The organism is Bradyrhizobium sp. AZCC 1719, assembly GCF_036924525.1.
Taxonomy (GTDB): Bacteria; Pseudomonadota; Alphaproteobacteria; order Rhizobiales; family Xanthobacteraceae; genus Bradyrhizobium.
Genome location: NZ_JAZHRU010000001.1, coordinates 1,139,841 through 1,159,454 on the forward strand (window position 1 = coordinate 1,139,841; position 19,614 = coordinate 1,159,454).

Annotated in this window: 20 protein-coding genes and 1 tRNA gene; 15 read left to right on the forward strand and 6 right to left on the reverse strand. The window is 62.7% G+C overall.

Features of this window, described 5'->3' with window-relative positions:
- Position 1 precedes the first annotated feature (1 nt).
- Genes V1292_RS05500 through V1292_RS05510 form a run of 3 tightly spaced genes read left to right on the forward strand, consistent with a single transcriptional unit; the run spans position 2 to position 3,997 of the window.
- On the forward strand, positions 2–1,735 hold the full coding sequence (locus tag V1292_RS05500; RefSeq protein ID WP_334370885.1) for a type I secretion system permease/ATPase: 1,734 nt from the start codon (positions 2–4) through the stop codon (positions 1,733–1,735).
- Positions 1,732–3,060: an HlyD family type I secretion periplasmic adaptor subunit gene (locus V1292_RS05505; RefSeq protein ID WP_334370887.1), complete on the forward strand. Its 1,329-nt coding sequence runs from the start codon at positions 1,732–1,734 to the stop codon at positions 3,058–3,060. Before V1292_RS05500 ends, V1292_RS05505 begins: the two co-directional genes overlap by 4 nt.
- 13 nt (positions 3,061–3,073) lie before the next feature.
- Positions 3,074–3,997: a hypothetical protein gene (locus V1292_RS05510; protein WP_334370888.1), complete on the forward strand. Its 924-nt coding sequence runs from the start codon at positions 3,074–3,076 to the stop codon at positions 3,995–3,997.
- A gap of 39 nt (positions 3,998–4,036) precedes the next feature.
- Here V1292_RS05510 and V1292_RS05515 read toward each other — a convergent pair whose 3' ends face one another.
- Positions 4,037–4,975 carry a LysR family transcriptional regulator gene (locus V1292_RS05515; protein WP_334370890.1) on the reverse strand — a complete coding sequence of 313 codons (939 nt, stop codon included), beginning with the start codon at positions 4,973–4,975 and terminating at the stop codon, positions 4,037–4,039.
- Positions 4,976–5,089: 114 nt separating this feature from the next.
- Between V1292_RS05515 and V1292_RS05520 the strand changes: the two genes are divergently transcribed.
- The 4 genes from V1292_RS05520 (at position 5,090) to V1292_RS05535 (ending at position 8,814) form a co-directional block, all read left to right on the forward strand.
- Entirely contained in the window at positions 5,090–6,130 is a 1,041-nt protein-coding gene (locus V1292_RS05520) for an LLM class flavin-dependent oxidoreductase (RefSeq protein ID WP_334370892.1), read from the forward strand.
- Between the two features lie 174 nt (positions 6,131–6,304).
- Positions 6,305–6,919 carry an NADPH-dependent FMN reductase gene (locus V1292_RS05525; protein WP_334370894.1) on the forward strand — a complete coding sequence of 205 codons (615 nt, stop codon included), beginning with the start codon at positions 6,305–6,307 and terminating at the stop codon, positions 6,917–6,919.
- 30 nt (positions 6,920–6,949) lie between these two features.
- The gene (locus V1292_RS05530) at positions 6,950–7,729 is read left to right on the forward strand and encodes an alpha/beta fold hydrolase (protein ID WP_334370896.1); all 780 of its coding nucleotides are present in this window, start codon (positions 6,950–6,952) and stop codon (positions 7,727–7,729) included.
- Between the two features lie 107 nt (positions 7,730–7,836).
- Positions 7,837–8,814 (forward strand): Bug family tripartite tricarboxylate transporter substrate binding protein, encoded by a 978-nt coding sequence (locus V1292_RS05535; protein WP_334370898.1) that lies wholly within the window; start codon positions 7,837–7,839, stop codon positions 8,812–8,814.
- 56 nt (positions 8,815–8,870) lie between these two features.
- On the opposite strand, the gene V1292_RS05540 is transcribed toward V1292_RS05535, so the two are convergent.
- The gene (locus V1292_RS05540; RefSeq protein ID WP_334370900.1) at positions 8,871–9,482 is read right to left on the reverse strand and encodes a GyrI-like domain-containing protein; all 612 of its coding nucleotides are present in this window, start codon (positions 9,480–9,482) and stop codon (positions 8,871–8,873) included.
- A 124-nt stretch (positions 9,483–9,606) separates the two neighbouring features.
- Here V1292_RS05540 and V1292_RS05545 point away from each other — a divergent pair, with 124 nt between their 5' ends.
- From V1292_RS05545 to V1292_RS05555, 3 genes are all read left to right on the forward strand, one after another.
- Positions 9,607–10,038: a DUF6841 family protein gene (locus V1292_RS05545; RefSeq protein ID WP_334370902.1), complete on the forward strand. Its 432-nt coding sequence runs from the start codon at positions 9,607–9,609 to the stop codon at positions 10,036–10,038.
- A 118-nt stretch (positions 10,039–10,156) separates the two neighbouring features.
- Positions 10,157–10,630: a methyltransferase family protein gene (locus V1292_RS05550; RefSeq protein ID WP_334370903.1), complete on the forward strand. Its 474-nt coding sequence runs from the start codon at positions 10,157–10,159 to the stop codon at positions 10,628–10,630.
- 141 nt (positions 10,631–10,771) lie between these two features.
- Positions 10,772–11,056, forward strand: coding sequence for a GYD domain-containing protein (locus V1292_RS05555; protein WP_334370905.1), 285 nt, complete (start codon positions 10,772–10,774; stop codon positions 11,054–11,056).
- 46 nt (positions 11,057–11,102) lie between these two features.
- Here V1292_RS05555 and V1292_RS05560 read toward each other — a convergent pair whose 3' ends face one another.
- On the reverse strand, positions 11,103–12,683 hold the full coding sequence (locus V1292_RS05560; protein ID WP_334370907.1) for a carboxylesterase/lipase family protein: 1,581 nt from the start codon (positions 12,681–12,683) through the stop codon (positions 11,103–11,105).
- Positions 12,684–12,942: 259 nt separating this feature from the next.
- On the opposite strand from V1292_RS05560, the gene V1292_RS05565 reads away from it, so the two are divergent.
- From V1292_RS05565 to V1292_RS05575, 3 genes are all read left to right on the forward strand, one after another.
- Positions 12,943–14,670 carry an ATP-dependent Clp protease adaptor ClpS gene (locus tag V1292_RS05565; protein ID WP_334370909.1) on the forward strand — a complete coding sequence of 576 codons (1,728 nt, stop codon included), beginning with the start codon at positions 12,943–12,945 and terminating at the stop codon, positions 14,668–14,670.
- A 152-nt stretch (positions 14,671–14,822) separates the two neighbouring features.
- Entirely contained in the window at positions 14,823–15,194 is a 372-nt protein-coding gene (locus V1292_RS05570) for a hypothetical protein (RefSeq protein ID WP_334370911.1), read from the forward strand.
- Positions 15,195–15,463: 269 nt separating this feature from the next.
- Positions 15,464–16,237, forward strand: coding sequence for a type III pantothenate kinase (locus tag V1292_RS05575; RefSeq protein ID WP_334370913.1), 774 nt, complete (start codon positions 15,464–15,466; stop codon positions 16,235–16,237).
- Positions 16,238–16,430: 193 nt separating this feature from the next.
- On the opposite strand, the gene queD is transcribed toward V1292_RS05575, so the two are convergent.
- The 3 genes from queD to V1292_RS05590 all read right to left on the reverse strand — a co-directional run bounded on the left by queD (position 16,431) and on the right by V1292_RS05590 (position 18,681).
- Positions 16,431–16,787, reverse strand: coding sequence for a 6-carboxytetrahydropterin synthase QueD (gene queD / locus V1292_RS05580; RefSeq protein WP_334370915.1), 357 nt, complete (start codon positions 16,785–16,787; stop codon positions 16,431–16,433).
- 78 nt (positions 16,788–16,865) lie between these two features.
- A tRNA-Arg gene (locus V1292_RS05585) sits at positions 16,866–16,942 on the reverse strand.
- A 263-nt stretch (positions 16,943–17,205) separates the two neighbouring features.
- On the reverse strand, positions 17,206–18,681 hold the full coding sequence (locus V1292_RS05590) for a HAMP domain-containing sensor histidine kinase (RefSeq protein ID WP_334370916.1): 1,476 nt from the start codon (positions 18,679–18,681) through the stop codon (positions 17,206–17,208).
- A gap of 421 nt (positions 18,682–19,102) precedes the next feature.
- Here V1292_RS05590 and rpmH point away from each other — a divergent pair, with 421 nt between their 5' ends.
- The gene (rpmH, locus tag V1292_RS05595) at positions 19,103–19,237 is read left to right on the forward strand and encodes a 50S ribosomal protein L34 (protein ID WP_008542748.1); all 135 of its coding nucleotides are present in this window, start codon (positions 19,103–19,105) and stop codon (positions 19,235–19,237) included.
- A gap of 26 nt (positions 19,238–19,263) precedes the next feature.
- Positions 19,264–19,608, forward strand: coding sequence for a ribonuclease P protein component (gene rnpA / locus V1292_RS05600; protein ID WP_334370918.1), 345 nt, complete (start codon positions 19,264–19,266; stop codon positions 19,606–19,608).
- The last annotated feature ends 6 nt before the right edge of the window (positions 19,609–19,614 follow it).

A 19,614-nucleotide genomic window follows, 5' to 3' on the forward strand; every position in this document is an offset into this window, starting at 1 on the left:
AATGCCGGCAGGCACGCTGACCACCCTTGACGACTCCGTCGCGCCGGCGCGACGGATCGATGACGTTCGCCAGGCGCTGGTCGCGTTATGGCCGCAATTCCTCTGGGCCGGGCTGTTCTCCAGCGCCATCAACCTGCTCTATCTGAGTTCGCCGCTCTATTTGATGCAGGTCTATAACCGGGTGCTGCTCAACGAGAACGTCTCCACGCTCGTCCTCCTCACCCTGATCCTGGCGATCGCGCTGCTCACCATGGCGGCGCTGGACGCGGTACGCTCGTACATCCTGATCCGCTGCGGAATCCGCCTCGACATGGAATTGTCCGCGCGCGTGTTCGAGGCGCTGGTGGTGCGCTCGGCGCAACGCGGCGCCTCGCGCGGCGCGCAGCAATTGCGCAATCTCGACCAGTTCCGCACCTTCGTGACCGGCCCGGGCATCTACTTCGCGTTCGACCTGCCGTGGATCCCGATCTATCTGATGCTGCTGTTCTTCATCCATCCGCTGCTTGGCATCGTCGCGACCATCGGCGCGGTTCTCCTGCTTGGCCTCGCCGGTCTCAACGAGGTGATGACCCGCGAGCCGATGAAGGAAGCGGAGGCCGCCGGCAACCAGTCCTATGTGTTCACCGAAAACATCCTGCGCCACGCCGACGTGATCCGCGCGATGGGCATGCAGCCGGCGGTGGAGCGCAACTGGCAGAGCCAGCGCTCGTCGATGCTGGTGCAGCAGGCGCTTGCCAGCGACAAGAACGCGGTGATGACCTCTTCCATCCGCTTCTTCCGCTTGCTCTTGCAATCGCTGATGCTCGGCACCGGTGCCTGGCTTGCCATCGACCACGCCATCACGCCGGCAACCATCTTCGCCGCCAGCATCGTGATGGGCCGGGCGCTGGTCCCGGTGGAACAGGCGGTCGGCACCTGGAAGCAGTTCATCGGCGCGCGCGAGGCCTATGCGGAAGTGCGCGAGCTGCTCGGCGAGATCGACCTGACGCCGCCGCACACCATCGTGCCACGGGCGCGCAACACTATCGAGGTGCGCGAACTGCGCTGCCTGCTGCCGGCGCGCAAGGAGCCTGTCATCAGGGACCTGACCTTCGAGCTTGGCGGCGGCCAGGCGCTCGGCATCGTCGGCCCGAGCGGCTCCGGCAAGAGCACGCTGGCTCGCCTTCTCGTCGGCGCCATCCTACCTGCCGATGGACGGCTGCGCTTCGGCGGGCTCGACTACAGCCACTGGGACCCGCTCGAATTCGGCCGCCATGTCGGCTATTTGCCGCAGGACGTCGGCCTGTTCGCCGGCACCGTGCGCGAGAACATTGCCCGCTTCGGCGATGCTTCGACGGACGAGATCATCGACGCCGCCAAGCGCGCCGGCATTCATGAGATGGTGCTCGACCTGCCGAAGCAATACGACACCCGACTGGGTCCCGGCGGCGTCGGCCTGTCCGGCGGACAGCGCCAGCGGCTGGCGCTGGCGCGGGCGCTGCTCGGCCGCCCGCCGCTGCTCGTGCTCGACGAGCCCAATGCCAATCTCGACGCTCCCGGCGAAGAGGCGCTGAAGGTGGCGCTGCTGCAGGCCAAGAGCGAAGGCGCCACCATCATCGTGATCACCCACCGCACCACCATTCTCGACATCGTCGACGTCATGATGGTGCTGCGGGGCGGCATGCTCGATATGCTGGGTCCCCCGGGCGAGGTCTACCACGCGCTCCAGCAGGCCGCCGCGGGGCGCGCGTCATGACGGCGATCAACGACGGCTTCGCCCCGATGCGCGACCGTGCGCGCTACGCACGCCCCTCGCGGCCGGCGCTGCTAGGTGCCGGCGTGGTGGCGGCGTTCCTTGCCGCGATGACGATGTGGGGAACGCTCGCGCCGATCTCCGGCGCAGCCATCGCCAACGGCAACCTCCAGGTCGAGGGGCGGCGGCAGAGCGTGCAGCACCCCTATGGCGGCGTCGTGCGCCAACTCACCGTGCGCGACGGCGCGCGCGTCGAAAAAGGTCAGCTCCTGATCCGGCTCGACGACAGCGACCCGCGCGCCAAGCTCGATGTGCTCACGGCCGATCGCGACGCTGCGCTCGCCGCGCGCGCACGGCTGGTCGCCGAACGCGACCGAAAAGATGCGCCGGAATTCGACGAACATCTCCGCGCGCGCAGCGAACTATCCGCGGCCCGCCAGGCCATGGCCAACGAGACCGCGATGATGGCGGCGCGAAAACACCAGTTCGCCGCCGAGACGGCTGTGCTGCGCGGCAAGATCAAGGAGCTCGAAGCGCAGATCGCGGGCACGCAGGCGCAGCTTGCCGGCACCGAGAAACAGCGGGAACTGCTGACCGACGAGATGAACGGCGCGCAGCATCTGTTCGCGCAGGGTTATACGCCAAAGACCCGCATCCTTGCTTTGCAGCGCGAGGACGCCCGGCTGAAGGCCGATATCGGCGCGCAGCAGGCCAGCATCGCCGGCATGCAGCAGCAGATCGCGCAGAACGACCTCGAGATCGCCAGAGTGGAACGCGCGCGGATGAGCGAGATCACCGACCAGTTGCGCGGGACCGAAAACAAGCTCGCGGAACTGACGCCCAAGATCGACGCCGCCACGGACGTGATGGTCCGCACGCGGATTACGGCGCCGGCGACCGGCTCGGTGGTCGGCCTCGACGTCTTTACCGAGGGCGGCGTGATCCAGCCCGGCGCGCGGCTGATGGACATCGTGCCCACCGACAATCCGCTGATCGCCGCCGCAAAACTGAAGCTCTCCGATATCAACGACGTCGCCGTCGGCCACCGCGCCGAGGTGCAACTCACCGGCATCAACTATATCGAGCGCCCCCGGCTCTACGGCACCGTGCACACGGTTTCCGCCGACCGCCTGACCGATGACAAATCCGGGCAAGGCTATTACGCCGTCGAGGTTGCGCTCGATCCCGACGACGTCAAGAAGTCGCGCATCGACCTGCAGGCCGGCATGCCGGCCGAGGTGATCGTGCCGACGCGTCCGCGCACCCTGTTCGAATATCTGCTCGGACCGCTGCGCGACGAGATCACCCGCGCGTTTCGCGAGCGCTGAAGAGGAGATGGCCATGGCCGAAGCCGTCAAGAACGCCCGCCGCTCCGATGAAGCCGAGCGCAGCCGTCATCTCGCGGCAACCGAATCGGTTGCTTTCGCCACCATGCTGCTCGGCCTGCTCAACGACGCCGACACCGCGCTGCACCGCTTGGACCACGAGGGGGAAGTCCGCGCGGCGCAGCCGGCTGCCCTGCACCCGCCTCCGGCAGCGATTGTCCCGGCCGCGCTGCAGCCGGCCGATCCCGCACCCGGCCATGACGACCAGCATGCCGGCACGATCGAACCTCCCGCAGCCGACCTTTCGCCTGCGGTCCATGCCGACGCCACGACAACGAACACGCCGCAGGATGCGGCCGCAACTGTCGCCGAAGCTCCATCAGGCGACGTGCTCGCCACGCAGGCTTTTACCTCGACGCCCGTGCTATCGAGCTTCAGCGCAGCTCTCGATCACGCGCCATCGGCGGGCGCGGGTAGCTCGCCCGGCAGCAGCGTCGCATCACCGTCATTCGATCCTGGTGCGTCCGTTCACAACCTTGCAGACAGCCTCACCGGCGTCGTCGACACCGCGCTTGCAACGGTATCGAGCACGATCGCAAGCGTGAGTGCCACCGTCGGGCAACTGACGACGACCGTGACCGGCACCGCGAGCCATCTCCTCGACGGCTTGACCGGCACGCTGACCGGCCTGCTCCAGGACGCGCCGGCCCCCGGCCTGATCGAGCCGCTGACGACGAACCTTTCCGGCCCGACATCCAGCGCAACGGATTTCTCCGGCGCCGCGCAACCCGACATGCCGCTGCTCGACACCGCGGGCGCGATACCGACGTCGCTGCTACATCCGATGCCGCTGCAGCTCGGCTTTCTCGGCCAGCCGACGATGGACGGCCATGAGCCGCACGACGGCGCATTCTCGGCGCTGGGGATCCATCATTTCTGAGAGCCAGGTGAACCGGAGGGCCTGCCCGCTTAGTCGCGCCTACCCAACCTTCATTTGCGTGGCTGGAGTCCGGTCAACCTCGGCAGCAACGTCGGTAATGATCTCGCGCAACCAGACAAGGGCGGGATCCAGGTGAAAGGACGCTGGCCACTGTAGAGCTTCCCGAAATGCGGGGATGCGGACCGGCGCACGCAGCAGCTTCAGCGGAAAGTTTCGCGCGAAAATTACAGCAAGGCGATGATGCATGGTCGCGATGCGGTCCGTTCCGATCACCATGGCAGCCATCGCGGTGAAGTTCGGGGCAATAACCTCGATGCGGCGTTTATAGCCTAACTGCACGAGGGCGCGTTCATCGAACGATAGCCCATGAATGGGCCCGAGCTGAGCAGTTATATGTCCAAGTTGAAGATAGCGGCCAAGCGAGATCGAGCGCCCGATCTGGCGGCTTCCGCGCCAGGCGACGCAACAGAATTCGTCCGCGAACAAATGCTGGCTCGGATGACCATCAATGAGATTTGTATCGGGGATCACGACGAAATCGACTTCCCCTCGCTGAAGCTGGTCATCGACACGATCACCGAACGGAAGAATTTCAAGGCAAACCCGCGGTGCGGCACGATAGACCCGCTTCATGACGGCGTGCATCAATACGATGCTCGCATAATCGGAAACGACCAGCCGGAAACGCCGCTCAGAACTCGCCGGGTCGAATTTCGGCGGCGAGATCAGATTGGCCCGGATTCGCAGCAATATGTCCCGCGTGGGTCTTTCCAGCGATTGCGCCAGCGGCGTCGGCACCAGCTTTCGCTGTGAAATCGTGAAAATCTCGTCGTTGAAATACTGACGCAATCTGCCGACAGCGGCGCTCATCGCCGGCTGGCTGAGATGAAGACGTCGACTGGCTCCCATGACGCTGCGTTCTTCGAGGATCGCATCAAGCGCGATCAGGAGATTGAGATCCAGGCCTTCGAACCGCATCGTCTTACATCCATTTTTCAAATATCACGGATCAATATAATCGATTTTTCAAATTTAAAACTCCCGTGTACTCAAGATGCAATCAAGAAATAAGTCGCGCATGGGAGAAACGCTTTGATCAAGCCATGGATCTTTGAATTCATGCAGGCCCCGAACCTGAGCGACGGGGAGACCCTGCCCAGCACCGTCACTGCCGTGTTCGACGAAGGTTACGCGCATTGGCTCGAAGTCGAAAAGCTGGGGTTCGAAGGAATATTCTTTAGCGAACATCACTTCGGTCAATCATATAGCCCCTCTCCCAACCTGTTGATCGCAGCCATTTCTCGCCACACGACCCGGCTGCGGCTGGGAACGATGGGAATGGTCGTGCCGCTCTATGAGCCATGGCGCATCATCGAAGAACTGACGATGCTCGATCACCTGACAAAGGGACGCCTCGAGATCGGCTTTGCAGCCGGCGTGCCGCAGGAGCTGGCGCGGATAGGTTTAGGGATAGAGGAAGCCCGCGAGCGCTTCAAGGAGGCTTTGGAAATACTCGACGCCGCCCTCGTGAACCACGTCATCAGCCACAGCGGAAAGTATTGGAAATTCGAAAACCTCAGCCTGATGCCGAACGTCTTCCTGCAGCCGTCTCCGCCAAAATGGACAACCGTCGTAAGTACCGGATCCGCGCAGAAATCCGCTCAAAGGCGATCCAAGATCTGCACCGGCTTCGAATCCGTCGCTCGCATATCGGAAATTTTTGACGTGTATCGCGCGGCGTCTGCCAAACTGGGATTTCCGGCAGGGCCCGATCAACTCGCAATCCGGCGCAATGTCTCCATTTCATACGATGCGGCTGAGGCGCGCGAGGAATCCCGTGCCGCGAAGGCGGCGACACTGAAAGTTGTGGCGGGCGATCCGCGCGTTGTCCAAGGCACATCCTCATTGCTCGACGCGCCGAGGGCTGGCGCCGGATTTTCACTGCATGACGACGACTACATCGCCGGCACGCCGGCGCAGGTCGCTGAACAAATCATCGATCAATGCCGCAAATGCGGCGCGGGCCATTTTCTCGCGATGCTCGGCAGGAGCTTTACGCCGCGTCGCCGGGAAACGCTTGCTCTCTTCGGCGAGGAGGTAATCCCCCAATTGCGACGCGCTGAGATCGCTTGATGCGAGCCAGCGCAGTGTCTTCGTAGGGTGGGCCAAGCGGAGCGTGCCCACCGCTCACGAGCGGTGCGTGTTGTGGTGGGCACGCTCCGCTTGGCCCACCCTACGCAGCTACGCAGGTCGCCCGATTGGATCGGGCGAGCATTTCGGCTTGCGGCACAACAACTGGAGCGAAGCATGATTGAGGATAAGCCTCTTATTCTCGGGATCGGAGGCACGCCACGGCGCGGGTCATCGTCCGAACGCGCGCTCATGATCAGCCTCAAGGCCGCCGAGGATGAAGGCGCAAGAACCCTGCTTCTGTCCGGCGCAGAACTGCTTCTGCCGATGTATATGCCCGGACAGCAACAGTCCGATCAGGCTTCGCGTCTCCTGGCCGCGCTTCGTGCCTGCCACGGCATTATCATTTCGTCGCCTGCCTACCACGGATCGATATCCGGACTGATAAAGAACGCGCTCGACTACGCGGAAGAACTCAGAACGGATACACGCGCCTACCTGGATGGAATTCCCGTTGGCTGCATCGCCTGTGCTGGCGGCTGGCAGGCGGTTGGGCAAACATTAGCCGCGCTTCGGACGGTTGCTCATTCCCTCAGAGGTTGGCCCACGCCGCTTGGTGCAATGTTGAACACATCCAGCGCGCTGTTCGACGCCGAGGGAAATTGCACCGATGCGGCAACCAGACGTCAGCTTGAGACGGTGGGGCAGCAGGTGATCGATTTCGTGCGCATGCAATCTCGCGGCAGATTGGGAGCGCACTCCTTTTCGACAGACACGATGGTCCAACCGTAGCGCCCGCTCGCGGCCAGGAAGGAGTTTGACGTGGTATTCGAAACGATAAAGCTCGAAATCGATGCCGTTGACACGGTCATAAAAGTCATCGGGAGGGGTCCGGCCGTCCTGGCGCTCCACGGAGCGGCAACGATCGAGGGGCAAGAATGGGCGCGCGGTTTGGCCGACAGGTTTCGGATCTATCTGCCATTCCACCCCGGCTTCGGCGAAAGCGGACCTGCGCCGCATATCTGCGGGATGCAGGATTTGATCGTCCATAATTTGCGGCTCATCGCAGCATTGGGCATGGAACGGCCGCACCTCGTGGGTCATTCCATGGGCGGCTGGATGGCGGCAGAAATGGCGGTGGTCGCCGGCGAACGCTTTGCTCGTCTGGTGCTGAACGCGCCTGCTGGGCTCAACCACCCTGACCATCGTGGCGCCGATCCCACCAAAATCGCTCCGCAAGATTTGCCTGGCTACCTGGCGCATCGAACGGAAATCGCAGCCCAATACTTTCCCGGAGGCTCGCTTGCACCCCCGCCAGAGCAGTTCATTGCGGCAAGGGAAAAGGAAGCCAAGGCGCTGAGCAACATTCAGAAGGCTCACGGCATGGGACACCCAAATCTCGGTCGGTGGCTAAGCCGGATACCCAACGAAACGCTCATCGTGTGGGGCGACAGGGACAGGATCGCACTTGCCAGTCAGGCGGGACTCTGGGCAAGCGCGATTCCAAAAGCACGCACTCATATCGTGCCCGGCGTTGGGCACTTCGCCATGCAGGAAGACCCCGCCTGTGTCGCGGCGATCGGCGATTTCCTCGCGGGTTGAAAGAGACTTACCCCGCCCGCTCGCTTTCATATGCGGAACGGGATGCTGCGGATGGATCGAGCGATCCATCGCTATTCCTTCAAATAGTAAGACCCAGGGAGATAATCATGAGAGCCATTGTGGTCGCGATCGCCTTCACCGCGGGCCTGATATCCACTTCGCTGGCACAGAATTCGCCGGCACAGACCTGGCCCACCCAGTCCATTCGCCTCATTGTCAACTTTCCCGCGGGAGGAGCAGCAGATCAGCTCGCGCGCCTTGTGGGTCAACCTCTCAGCGAAGCTTTCGGTCAGTCGGTCGTGATCGAAAACAGGGGAGGCGCTGGCGGAAACCTGGGCGGAGAATTCGTGGCGAGGTCGGCGCCGGATGGCTATACCCTGCTGATGTCTTCAGGCGGGATGGTGGCGATCAATCCGCATCTGTATGCCAAAATGCCATTCGACCCCACGAAGGACATCATCCCCGTCGCTTCCGTTGCACGCGTGCCCTTCTATCTCGTCATTCGGGCGGACAGTCCGGTGCGGGATTTCAAGGAATTCATCGCTGACCTGAAGGCCAATCCGGAAAAGCGAAATTTTGGATCGCCCGGTATCGGCAGCTCTCCCCATCTTGCGGCAGAAATGTTGAAAAACATGACCGGCACTAGCGCAGTGCACGTACCTTACCGCGGCGCGGCGCCTGCGCTCAATGACCTGCTCGGTGGGCAACTCGACTTCCTGTTCGACCCCGGCATTGCCATCGAGCACGTGAAAGCCGGCAAGCTGCGTGCCCTTGCGATCGGAAGCCCGCAACGATCGCCGCAACTTCCGAACATACCCACGCTCGACGAGCTCGGCCTTAGCGGCTTTGACGCGGATGCCGTATTCGGCATCTATGCGCCGGCCGGAACATCACCCGATGTTGTCGCGCGTTTAAACAAGGAAATTAATCGATCGCTTGCAACCGCCGCGTTGAGCGAGCGTATCGCGACCCTCGGAAACATCGCCGCACCGATGTCGCCGGAAGAGTTCAAGGAAAAGTCCCGCAAAGACTCCGAGCGGTTCGGCGCGATCATACGTGAGCGGGGCATTCGCGCCGCCAACTAGCTGCAAGTTTCGTAGCCGGCCTCTGTGGCGCTTGACGTGCTGATCAGGCTCCACTTTCAGTTCTGGCGCACGGGTTGGCGGATCACGGTCTTGAGCTTTTCAGGCGCCGTCTTGCGAGGGTCGCTCAGATAGACCTCATGATGCCGACCGGCGAAGTCGTAGCCGCCCGAAGGCATGATCTCCCCGTGCAACCTCGCGAGCAGCGGTCCTTCGTCGTCGTAGCTGCCCACGTGCAATGCCTGGAGGCAGAGGCCCTCCGCCAGGCTTTCGAGCCGCAGGCTTTCAGGAAGCGCGCCGAGCTTCTCTCGCGCCTTGATCCTGGCAGCCAGGAAGGTCTCGTCGTCCACATAGTCCGGCACCATGATCATCATGGTCCACTCCCATTCGTCCTTACGCCGTGCGGAGAAGCTCTCAGGATCGGGAGCTGACCAAAGTCCCTCCAATGGCATCACGACGAAGTCTTTCCCGTTTGCCTTGCAGGAGAATTTGATCGTAAAGGCCGTCGCGTAGAGGCTTTCGACGGCGAGCCTATAAGCTTGCGCGGTGTTCGGGTCACCATGACCATCTACCATGAGGTAGGAAACCGGCGGCACATCGATCGTCACGAAGCGGTTAAGGGGAGCGGTGAAGAGTGGCTTCCTCACCTTCTTTAGATCCAGCTTCTCCATCTACCCCTCACAGCATTCTGAACATGTTTGGACGGCCGAACCAGATCAGCCTTACTAGACCACACTGGACCACCTCGCGCAGAATACCTTGAGCCCGAGAGCCATAGTGAGGAGGCGGCACCTTATGGAAAAGAACGTAAAGGACTTGTTTGAGCGCTATGCGAAGCTGTTCCGAATGGCGCTCAGGGATCAAGTGGATATGGACCAGGTGACGTCTTCATACGCCACTGCGTTCGTTGCGGCCTCACCGGCTGGCGTCAGTGTCGGCCGGAATGACGAGCACCTGAAGCAGATGATGCAACAGGGGTTTGAAAATTATCGCCGGATCGGTACCAAGGATATGCGACTTCGCAATGTCCGCATCGCACCTATCGACGAGCACCATTGCCTGGCGCACGTCGCTTGGACCGCCATCTACGACCGTGGCAGCGAAGTGGATGTTTCCATTGATTTTGAGGTCCATTACCTGCTGCAGCAGCTCGAAGACACACCAAAGATCTTTGGATGGGTGTCAGGGGACGAGCAAGCCGTTCTGAAAGAACACGGCATCGTCTGAGTTCCGCTTCCGCCCTTCGCGCCCCGGTGCAACCAGCAGATCTCGGGCTGGCTGCGATTTTGTGCTATGCTTGCAAACAGCCTTCAGCCACATCAAGCGCTGTTTCACCGGTCCCGTTATGGCCGACATAGCAGACGATACCGCTGGCGTCATTGTCCGGCCGCCGATCGCGTGGGGGCTCGCGGTGTTTGCCGGGTTCGCACTCAACTGGCTCATGCCCTTGCCGTTCCTGCCGGCCGCGCTACCAGCAGGCTGGCTGGGCGCGACAGTGTTTTCCCTTGCGCTGGCGTTGTCCGTGTGGGCGATCCTTACCATGACCCGGGCCGGCTCGAACGTGCCCACCAACCTGCCGACCACGACAATCGTGGAGGCTGGCCCGTACCGCTTCACGCGCAATCCCATCTATCTCGGCATGGTGCTGGGGCTGATCGGCTTGGCCATTGCCTTCAACAGCCTCTGGCTGTTGATGACGCTGGTGCCCTTCGCGCTTGTCATCCACTGCGGTGTGATCGCCCGCGAGGAAGCCTACCTCGAGCGCAAGTTCGGGGACGTCTATCGCCGCTACTGCGCGCGGGTACGGCGCTGGCTATAGGGCTTGTCGGCCGGGACCAGCGCCAGGGGAACCCGTGCCTCGCCGTTCCCGCTCCGCAAATCGGCATGGGCATGGGTCGTGGGAAGGCGTATATTTGGGTGGTCCTTCGCGCAAAATGATCAACCTCTCGTGGAGGTGGCCATGAAATATGTGCTGCTTGGTAATCTGAGCCCGGAGTGGGCAAGCAAGCAATCGGAGCGGATCGGCAAGGCCAAGACAAAACTCGACAAGCTAGGCATCAAGGTCGAGTCGATCCACTACACGCAGGGCTACTACGATTTCGTCGACATCGTCGATGCCCCGAATGAGGCGGCGATGCTCGCGTTCTCCGTCTGGTACGCGACGCAAGGTTTGGGCCGGATCCAAAGTATGCCGGCCTTCGACACCAAGACCTTCGAAGCCGCGATCAAGGACGCAGCGGGCTAAGCGCCGGGTAGTGGAGCGCGGTAGCCCGGAGCGGGCAGCACGGCGATTACTGCGGCGGTGCGGCCTGCCTCTCGACCGCGCGTTCGATCAGATCGAGCCGCGACTTCCACGGGTCGGCTTGCACGGCCGCTGTGGCGTCAGACGTGAACATCATCAGCTCGGACTTCGCGGGATCGTAGCGAGGCCATATCGGCAGGCCGCTGCGGTTCGGATCGCCGGTCTTGGCGAACGCGGCGATGTAGCCAATGAACGTATCGGCCATCGCGCGGTCCTTTGCCGTTACGGCCGCGCCATACGTCACCTCCAGCGTGCCGAAGAGATACGGCACTTCCTTGGCATGCTCCGCGGTGCCTTTCGGGCGCAGCGATTCGGCGACATATCCGAACCGGTAGAGCCACGCCGGCTGCCCGGCTGCGGTCGCCTGTTTCGCGACGAAACGAGCCGGCTCATGCATCGTGATATCCACCGCGATGTTCTTGATCGCGGCGCCCGGGTCGGCCGCGCCTGCGAAATACACGGCCTCCGCGACCGGCGCGTCCGCGCCGAAGAACGACAGGGGATTATCCCGGGGCGGAAACAGCATCGGCAAATCGTCGCCCGTCGTGCCGATCAGCACCGGCACCTGGGCCGGCGTGCGATTGCGCAGCACTTCGCTGGGCATATTCATGCCAGTCACGATCTTGCCGTCGACGATCGGACCACCGGCATAGGTGTCCACCTTTCCCAGCAACGCCTCCACGCCGAGGTCGCTACTGACTTTCTGCGCCGGTAGGGCCCGCAGCGCCGCAAGCACGTCGGCGCCGCCTCCGGTGATACCCACGCTCTGCGCAAAGGCGACGCTGGCCTGCTCGGCCCGCGCGCGCGACGCTCCGATTCCATAGGTGCGGCCGCCGCCAGACATAACTACGGCGCGCTGAAACAGGCCGCGCGCCGCGGGCCACACCAGGTGATGCACCACCGAAACCCCGCCGGCGGACTCGCCCGCGATCGTCACCTGCTTTGCATCGCCACCGAACTGAGCAATGTTACGCTGCACCCATTGCAGCGCGGCGAGTTGATCGAGGAAACCGTAATTGCCGGGTGCTTCTTCGCCCGCCACCGTCAGCGCGGGATGCATAAAGAACCCGAGCCGCCCCAGGCGGTAATTCAGGGACACCACGACCAGGCCCTGGCCTGCGAGCGCGCTGCCATCGAAGGTCGGCGCGGATGCTCCGCCAGCGATGAAGCCGCCACCGTGAATCCACACCAGAACCGGCAGCCGAGCGCCTGGCTGCATCGCCGCCGGATGCCACACGTTCAGGAACAGGCAATCCTCGCCGACCTTGCCACCGCTTGCTGCCGCCTCGCCCGGAACCGGTTTCTGCACGCAATCGAGGCCGTATTCTGTGGCCTGACGTACGTCCCGCCAAGGCGCAACTGGCTGCGGTCCGCGCCAGCGCAAAGCCCCAACCGGCGGTGCTGCGTACGGAACACCCTTGAAGGCAGCAACGTCGTTCGAAGCGACGCCCCTTATTATCCCAGCTTCGACGGTCACAGTCGGTGCGGTCTGGGCCGCAGCAGGAGAGAGCGCGCCGAGCGCGCTGGCCGCCGCTACAAGCAGAACCTTGCGGTAGAGTCGTCCGTTCATGGCGCTTCCAATCACGCCTAACGGGGGATGTCCGGAGACGTTCCGAGGCGGCGGCGCACAGGGCCCCTGGGATGATGGCGAACGACGGCGTAGGACTGGCCGCCAGAAGCCTCTGTAGCGGAGCAACTCGCGCAGCAAGAATGGCGGTGACTGGCGACACAACCCGATGTATTCATGGCGATTCTCTGACCACTTGACGTGGCGCGCTGCCTATGTTCTCTTTTTGTTCTATGGGCAACGCGTACGAGGTCTTTCTTTCATGCATGACATTTGCACTGACGCCGGGTCGATCACGCTCTTCATTCATAATGACGACGATACGCCCGTCGAATTCGTCCGGCAGCTCCTTCGCAACGTCTTCGGCAAGTCGGAACGGGAAGCGATCGCATTCACCGCGCTGATCGAGAACGAAGAGAAGGTGGCCTGCGGCCCCTACCCGGGCCCGGTCGCCAAGGCGCTGCTGGATTCGGCACGGCAAAGCATCGGCGCCGCCGGTCATGGTTTGCTGATCACCAGCGAAACCGCGACCACGAAAGGCGCATGCGATCTTTGCGGAGCACCGGCGGCTGGCAGTGAAATCCTGCTCGCCGGCAGGACAGCGCGCCTCTGCAACAGCTGCCTGCTTGCCGTCAGGCGCGCATCGGAGGCCGTGCCTGGAGACGAGTTCAAATACGCCTGGCTCGCGCTTGACTGGCACTTTGCCGGAATCCCGCGAAACCAGTTGGTGACCAGAGCGCGGCAGTTTCCCGGCCACATGCGCGCCGACGTCCAGGTCGCTGTCGACCAGTTGCTCGCCTCACCGCTGCACTTCTTCGGCATTCACGAGGAGTATCGCTATGAGACGCTGGTATTTGCGGCCCTGATGAAGGAGGGCCGGAACGCACCCGCGCTTGCGCCGCCGCAGTACCACGACGTCGAAATCGGTGAAGCGCAGCCGGTGAAATGCCTGCATAACGGACTGTGGCTGTGCAGCGCCGGCGAGCTCCGCTACGCCGTGCTGCTTTCGTTTCATCGCGAATACCAGCATGAGGCTGCGATACGCATCGAGATCGCCGTGCCGGCCGGCGCCGCCGGCGACGCACTGGTGCAACGTTCGTTCGCCGAGCTTGAAGAGGCGGTGCACGCCGCGCGTTCCTATCGCGGCAAGATCCTTTCGCTCGAAGGTGGATCCGACTATCGCGGACGGTCGTGCGGGGTCATGGTGCACCGGCTGCCGGCAGTCGGACGTGAGGAAGTCATCTTGCCCGAACAGACGCTGAAGCTGCTCGATCGCAACGTCATGGGCTTTGTCGGCAATCGCGCGGCGCTTCGCAAGCTGGGCCAATCGACCCGCAAGGGCATCCTGCTTTACGGCCCGCCGGGCACCGGCAAGACGCACACGATCCGTTACCTCGCGACCAATTTGCCCGGACATACGACGTTGATCATCACGGCCGAGCAGGTGGGGCTGCTCGGCGCCTATATGAAGCTGGCGCGCCTGTTGCAGCCGACGATGGTCGTGATCGAGGACGTCGACCTCATCGCCCGCGATCGCGAAGAGATGGGATCGTGTGAAGAGCCGCTGCTCAACAAGCTGCTCAACGAAATGGACGGGCTGAAGGAGGACTCCGACATCCTGTTCGTCCTAACCACCAACCGGCCGGAGCAGCTTGAAGGCGCGCTGGCCGGCCGGCCCGGACGTATCGACCAGGCGATCGAAGTGCCGCTGCCCGACGGCATCGGCCGCAGCAAGCTTGTTCAGCTCTATGGCAAGGACCTGCCGATGGATCAGACCATCATTGATGAGACCGTGAACCGCACGAAGGGCGTCAGCGCCGCGTTCATCAAGGAATTGATGCGGCGTATCGCGCAAGCGAGCATTTTTCGGGATGGCGGTTCGACGGTCGAATCCGGCGACATCAGCGAAGCGCTGGACGACATGTTGTTCACTGGCGGCAGACTCAACGTCACGCTGCTCGGCGGGGCGCAGGAAATGGCAGGCTCTTGATCGGACTTGGCTGGTGCGGACTGGTTGCTTTGCTCAAGTCGAGGAAACCCGATTGAAGGAAGGTTTCCTGAAATCGACGATCCCGTGCCGGTGCGGTAGAATAGGTTATGACCCGCTACATGCCATGAACCCGATCGTCTGAGCCAGCGACCATGAGCGTTTCAGCCGAAGCCCTGTACAAAATGTCCGACGTCGAATTGCTGGCGGCCTATGTAGAGGCACGGCGACAGTTTGTCGAAAAGAAGTTCGCGCGCGATACGCAGCGGGCGCGGCTGGAGTGGCTCAGAGCCAAAATGTTCGTCGGCAGCCCGGGCGGGGTCACCGAGCGCAACATGGCTATCGACGTTTCCGAGGAAATCGCGCGCAAGGGCCAGGAACTGCGCGAGATGACGCGAGAGCTCGATCTGCTCAAGGTCGATGTCGACGTCATCGGAATCGTCATTCGATCCCGCGGCGCGCCGGCACTGGTCGCCGCACAAGCGGAAGACGCGGTTCAGGGCGACGCCGAGCGCGAAGGCCATTGAAGCGCCCGAGGCATCCTTTGCACGTCAGAGTCAGTTGATAGGTGCTCAGTCCATCGAGCACGTGCACAGCGGCAGCCTCTAGCAGGTCAAGACATTTGCGCGATGCAGTTGATAAATGGCGCGCCACGGCCGATGAAGATGGGCACTACTGCTTCGCTGTGGCGCTGTGATGCCGGAGCCTTTCATACGCTACAATTGATAATTTTGCGCTTGTCTGCGATCCTGCGCCGCGCCCAGATAATATGAAGCTGTAACGTAGGACTTGATCGATGCTTCTAGCAATTGAGCAGGGAAACACCAACAGCGTGTTCGCGGTTCACGACGGCGACCATTGGATCGCCCAATGGCGATCGGCTACCGAGCCTAGCCGTACAGCCGATGAATACGCCGTGTGGCTGTCGCAGCTGATGGCGATGCACAAACTTGAGCTCAGCCTTTTGAATGCCTGCGTGATATCGAGTGTAGTGCCGCAGTCAATCTTCAACCTGCGAAACCTGTCGCGTCGTTACCTGCACGCCGAGCCGTTGATCATTGGTGAGAATACCGAGCTGGGCATCCAGGTGCGGACCAGGAAGCCCTCGGAGGTCGGATCGGACCGTCTGGTCAATGCGCTCGGCGCGCTCAAGCTCTATTCCGGGCCATTGATCATTGTCGACAGCGGGACCGCCATCACGCTGGACGTGATCGCGAGTGATGGCGGCTTCGAGGGAGGTGTGATCGCGCCAGGCGTCCACCTGTCGATGGAGGCCCTGCATGCAGCCGCCGCGAAGCTTCCCAGAATTGCGCTGCAAAAGCCACAACGGGTGGTAGGCGATGACACGGTTAGCGCCATGCAGTCCGGTATTTTCTGGGGTCACGTTGCGCTCATCGAAGGAATGATTGCTCGCATTAAGGCTGAGCGGAACGAAGCAATGACGGTCGTCGCCACCGGCGGTGTCGCATCGTTGTTCCACGACGCCACCAAGGCGATAGATCACTTCGATCCCGACCTGACCATTCGCGGTCTGCTGGAGATATACCGGCGTAATACGGGATTACGGTGACGCTCAATTCGAGAACTTAACGGGTTCAATCGAAGAGGCGGCCGATTTTGGCTGCGATCGCGTATTCCGAAATGGCGCGCCCGGAACGATTCGAACCTCTGCCCCTCAGATTCGTATATCCAGAGGGGCCACCGAACGGGCGCGCTGGCCATGGGAGCTCTTGAGATCTAAATGGGCCGGCGTGCGGTTGTCATCACCGCCCGTCATATTCGGCCCAGCAGTCCGCCGTTTCGTAGACTCGAACAGCCGAGATTTGCTCAAGACCCGGCTTCAATCGGTCCCATATCCAGATCGCAATATTCTCGGCGGTCGGGTTCTCCAGTCCCTCGACGTCGTTCAGGCATCTGTGGTCCAGGGCGTCCACGATGCCGGCGAAGCATTTTTCGATATCAAAGAAGTCCGCGACGAAACCCGTGTGCGGGTCTACCGGTCCATCCAGATGAACCTCGACACGATAGGAATGGCCGTGCAGCCGGCGGCATCGATGCGTCTCGGGCACGTTTGGCAGCCGATGTGCCGCCTCGAATTTGAACGCCTGCGATATCCTCATCTGGTTCCTGGCAGGGCAAGGCCCATCCGCACCGGCCTAACGACCAGATGCCATGCTGTTCTGACCGACGTCGAAGAATGGCGCGCCCGAAGAGATTCGAACTCCTGACCCCCAGATTCGTAGTCTGGTGCTCTATCCAGCTGAGCTACGGGCGCGTTTTTCGCTTGGCATTTGGGCTTTAAGGGGCCCGGATGCGTCCGACAAAAGCCTCGGACGGTCGCGAAAGAGCGCTTTAGCTACCCGCTCCGGCTTCGCTTTGCAAGGTGGGGAAATGCGATCGGGGGGCCAATTCCGGGCAGTATTTCTGTCATTCGGGGAAGCACCATAGCGCAAACGTCGGATGTGCCCGGCACATCGGGCAATCTCGCGCCGTAACCACTGGATTTTCGGGTTCGATGCTTTCGCATCCCCCAAGCGCCTACGCCCGCGCCCGCTCGTTGCGGACGCTCTGCAGTTCCACCGGACGGTCGGGGATCGAGACGCGGAAGGTGGCGCCGATGGTGCCTTCGACCAGGTGGATGTCGCCGCCATGGGCGCGGACCAACTCGGCTGCGATCGCCAGGCCCAGCCCACTGCCGCCGGGGCGGCCGGAGGTCTGGAACGCCTCGAACAGGTGCTCGCGCGTCTTTGCCGGCACGCCCGGACCGGTGTCGGAAACCTCGATGATCGCGACCGAGCCTTCGCGGCGGCCGGTGATTCGGATCTGCAAGGTCGCGGCGTCGCCCTTGGGGCGGCTGTCGAGCGCCTGCACCGCGTTGCGCACCAGGTTGAGCAGCACGCGAAAGAGCTGGTCGGGATCGGCGTCAATGGAGAGCCCGCGCTCGATCGCGTTGATCCAGGTGATCGAGGCGTCGGCGGCGAGGCCGGCGGATTCGCGTACCTCGGTGACCACGGGTTCGACCTGGACCAGGCGGCGGTCGGGCTCGGCCTCCTGGACGCGGCCATAGGACAGCGTCGATTGGCAGAAGTCGATGGCGCGCTCCAGCGAGCGCATCAGTTTCGGCGCAAAGCGCTGCACGCGTGGATCGGGCACGCTGGCCAATTGATCCGACAGCAATTGCGAGGACGCCAGAAGATTGCGCAGATCATGGTTGATCTTCGACACCGCAAGCCCGAGCGCGGCAAGCCGGCTCTTCTGGGAGAGCATCGAGACGAGGTCGCGCTGCATGTCGGACAGTTCGCGCTCGACGACGCCGATCTCGTCGCCGCGCTGGCTCGGCACGATGATGCGCGCCGCACTTTCGGGGTTTTCGTGGAAACCGACGAGATTGGCGGTCAGCCGCCGCATCGGGCGGACAAACAGATAATGCAGCGCGAGGTAAACCAGCCCCGCGGCCAGCATCGCGATCCCCAGCGAGACCAGCAGCAGATTGCTGGAAAACCGGTACATCGCCAGCCGCAACGGCTTCTCGTCGATGACGACCTCGATGAATTGCGCGCCGCCGGGCGCGGGTCCCACCACGCGGATGGTCTGGTTGCCTCGCTCCAGCATGGTCTCAAAGGACTCGACGATCGCGGACCATACCGTGAGCGTCCGCATGTCGATGTCACGGTCGATCGCCGGCGGCAGGTCGGCGCTGGCGAGCAGCCGACGCTGCTGTCCCATCTTGATGGCGACCGCCCGCGCGCCGACGCTGGTCAGAATCTGCCGGGCCAGCGAATCCGGGACCATGCCGAGCGGCGCGGCGTCCAGCACCAAGGCGGCGGTATTGGCCGCGGCGAGGCGGTCGTTCAGCCGGTTGGTCCAGAAATTCGCGATCGAAGGCACGTAGATCATCAGGAGCGCGATCATCACGAGCGGGATGGTGAGCAGCAGGAGCTTGCCGGACAGGCCGAGCCGCCGCGGGCCCGAAGGCCGCGGCGCTTGAGGAGTCGGCTGGTCGGTCGCTGACACGATTATCCGCCTTGATATCTCTGCTTTCGGAGCCCGCCGAACCCAGGCCGCCCGGGCCCATATAAGTTCGCGTTCCCGTGATTCCGAGGATGCGTTTGGGCCACCGAACGGTCAAATTACCGATCGCTAATGTCTTGTGGTTCCGATGGTCCGGGCGCGTCGCCGTCCTGCCCCTGAAAACCCCACGAAAACAGATATATTCGCCCCAATTGCGACGTTTCAAAGAACGGCTGATGTGGCAACCCCCGACATTGACGAAAACAGGTCGCTCCCGTATAAGCCGCGCCAATTGTCCGCGATGGCCCGGTTTCACCGGGGGCGGCTCGCTTTGGGCCGTAAATGGCCCGTTTTCGGGCCGGCCCGCATCATCGGACGCATCTCAATCCAACAGGCAAATTGCCCGGTCAGCGGAGAATTACCCGTGAAGCGGACTTATCAACCCAGCAAACTGGTGCGCAAGCGCCGTCACGGCTTCCGCGCCCGCCTCGCCACCGCCGGCGGCCGCAAGGTTCTCGCCGCTCGCCGTGCGCGCGGCCGCAAGCGTCTGAGCGCCTGAGCCGGACCTTTCCGGAGATTTCATTCATGGATCGGCTGAGGCAGCGGGCGGACTTTCTCGCCGTTGCCAATGGCACGCGGGCCAACAGCGCTGCCTTCGTGGTGCAGGGCCGGGCCCGCGACGATGACGGCCCGATCCGAGTAGGCTTCACCGTTACCAAAAAGAACGGTACTGCTACCGAGCGCAATCGCATCCGGCGCAGGCTTCGCGAACTGGTGAAGCGGCTGGACGTCATATCAATGCGACCGCACCATGATTATGTGCTGGTAGGCCGTCGCGCCGCGCTCACCCGCGACTTCGCAACCATGCTCGACGATCTCCGCTCGGCGCTGCATCGCCTCGACCGGCAGCCGACCAAACATCCGAATTGAATGGCG

Bases quoted from the DNA above. Each gene is read 5' to 3' on its own strand.
- V1292_RS05500 (WP_334370885.1), top strand. From the start codon at position 2: ATGCCGGCAGGCACGCTGACCACCCTTGACGACTCCGTCGCGCCGGCG.
- V1292_RS05505 (WP_334370887.1), top strand. From the start codon at position 1,732: ATGACGGCGATCAACGACGGCTTCGCCCCGATGCGCGACCGTGCGCGC.
- V1292_RS05510 (WP_334370888.1), top strand. From the start codon at position 3,074: ATGGCCGAAGCCGTCAAGAACGCCCGCCGCTCCGATGAAGCCGAGCGC.
- V1292_RS05515 (WP_334370890.1), bottom strand. From the start codon at position 4,975: ATGCGGTTCGAAGGCCTGGATCTCAATCTCCTGATCGCGCTTGATGCG.
- V1292_RS05525 (WP_334370894.1), top strand. From the start codon at position 6,305: ATGATTGAGGATAAGCCTCTTATTCTCGGGATCGGAGGCACGCCACGG.
- V1292_RS05535 (WP_334370898.1), top strand. From the start codon at position 7,837: ATGAGAGCCATTGTGGTCGCGATCGCCTTCACCGCGGGCCTGATATCC.
- V1292_RS05540 (WP_334370900.1), bottom strand. From the start codon at position 9,482: ATGGAGAAGCTGGATCTAAAGAAGGTGAGGAAGCCACTCTTCACCGCT.
- V1292_RS05545 (WP_334370902.1), top strand. From the start codon at position 9,607: ATGGAAAAGAACGTAAAGGACTTGTTTGAGCGCTATGCGAAGCTGTTC.
- V1292_RS05550 (WP_334370903.1), top strand. From the start codon at position 10,157: ATGGCCGACATAGCAGACGATACCGCTGGCGTCATTGTCCGGCCGCCG.
- V1292_RS05555 (WP_334370905.1), top strand. From the start codon at position 10,772: ATGAAATATGTGCTGCTTGGTAATCTGAGCCCGGAGTGGGCAAGCAAG.
- V1292_RS05560 (WP_334370907.1), bottom strand. From the start codon at position 12,683: ATGAACGGACGACTCTACCGCAAGGTTCTGCTTGTAGCGGCGGCCAGC.
- V1292_RS05565 (WP_334370909.1), top strand. From the start codon at position 12,943: ATGCATGACATTTGCACTGACGCCGGGTCGATCACGCTCTTCATTCAT.
- V1292_RS05570 (WP_334370911.1), top strand. From the start codon at position 14,823: ATGAGCGTTTCAGCCGAAGCCCTGTACAAAATGTCCGACGTCGAATTG.
- V1292_RS05575 (WP_334370913.1), top strand. From the start codon at position 15,464: ATGCTTCTAGCAATTGAGCAGGGAAACACCAACAGCGTGTTCGCGGTT.
- queD (WP_334370915.1), bottom strand. From the start codon at position 16,787: ATGAGGATATCGCAGGCGTTCAAATTCGAGGCGGCACATCGGCTGCCA.
- rnpA (WP_334370918.1), top strand. From the start codon at position 19,264: ATGGATCGGCTGAGGCAGCGGGCGGACTTTCTCGCCGTTGCCAATGGC.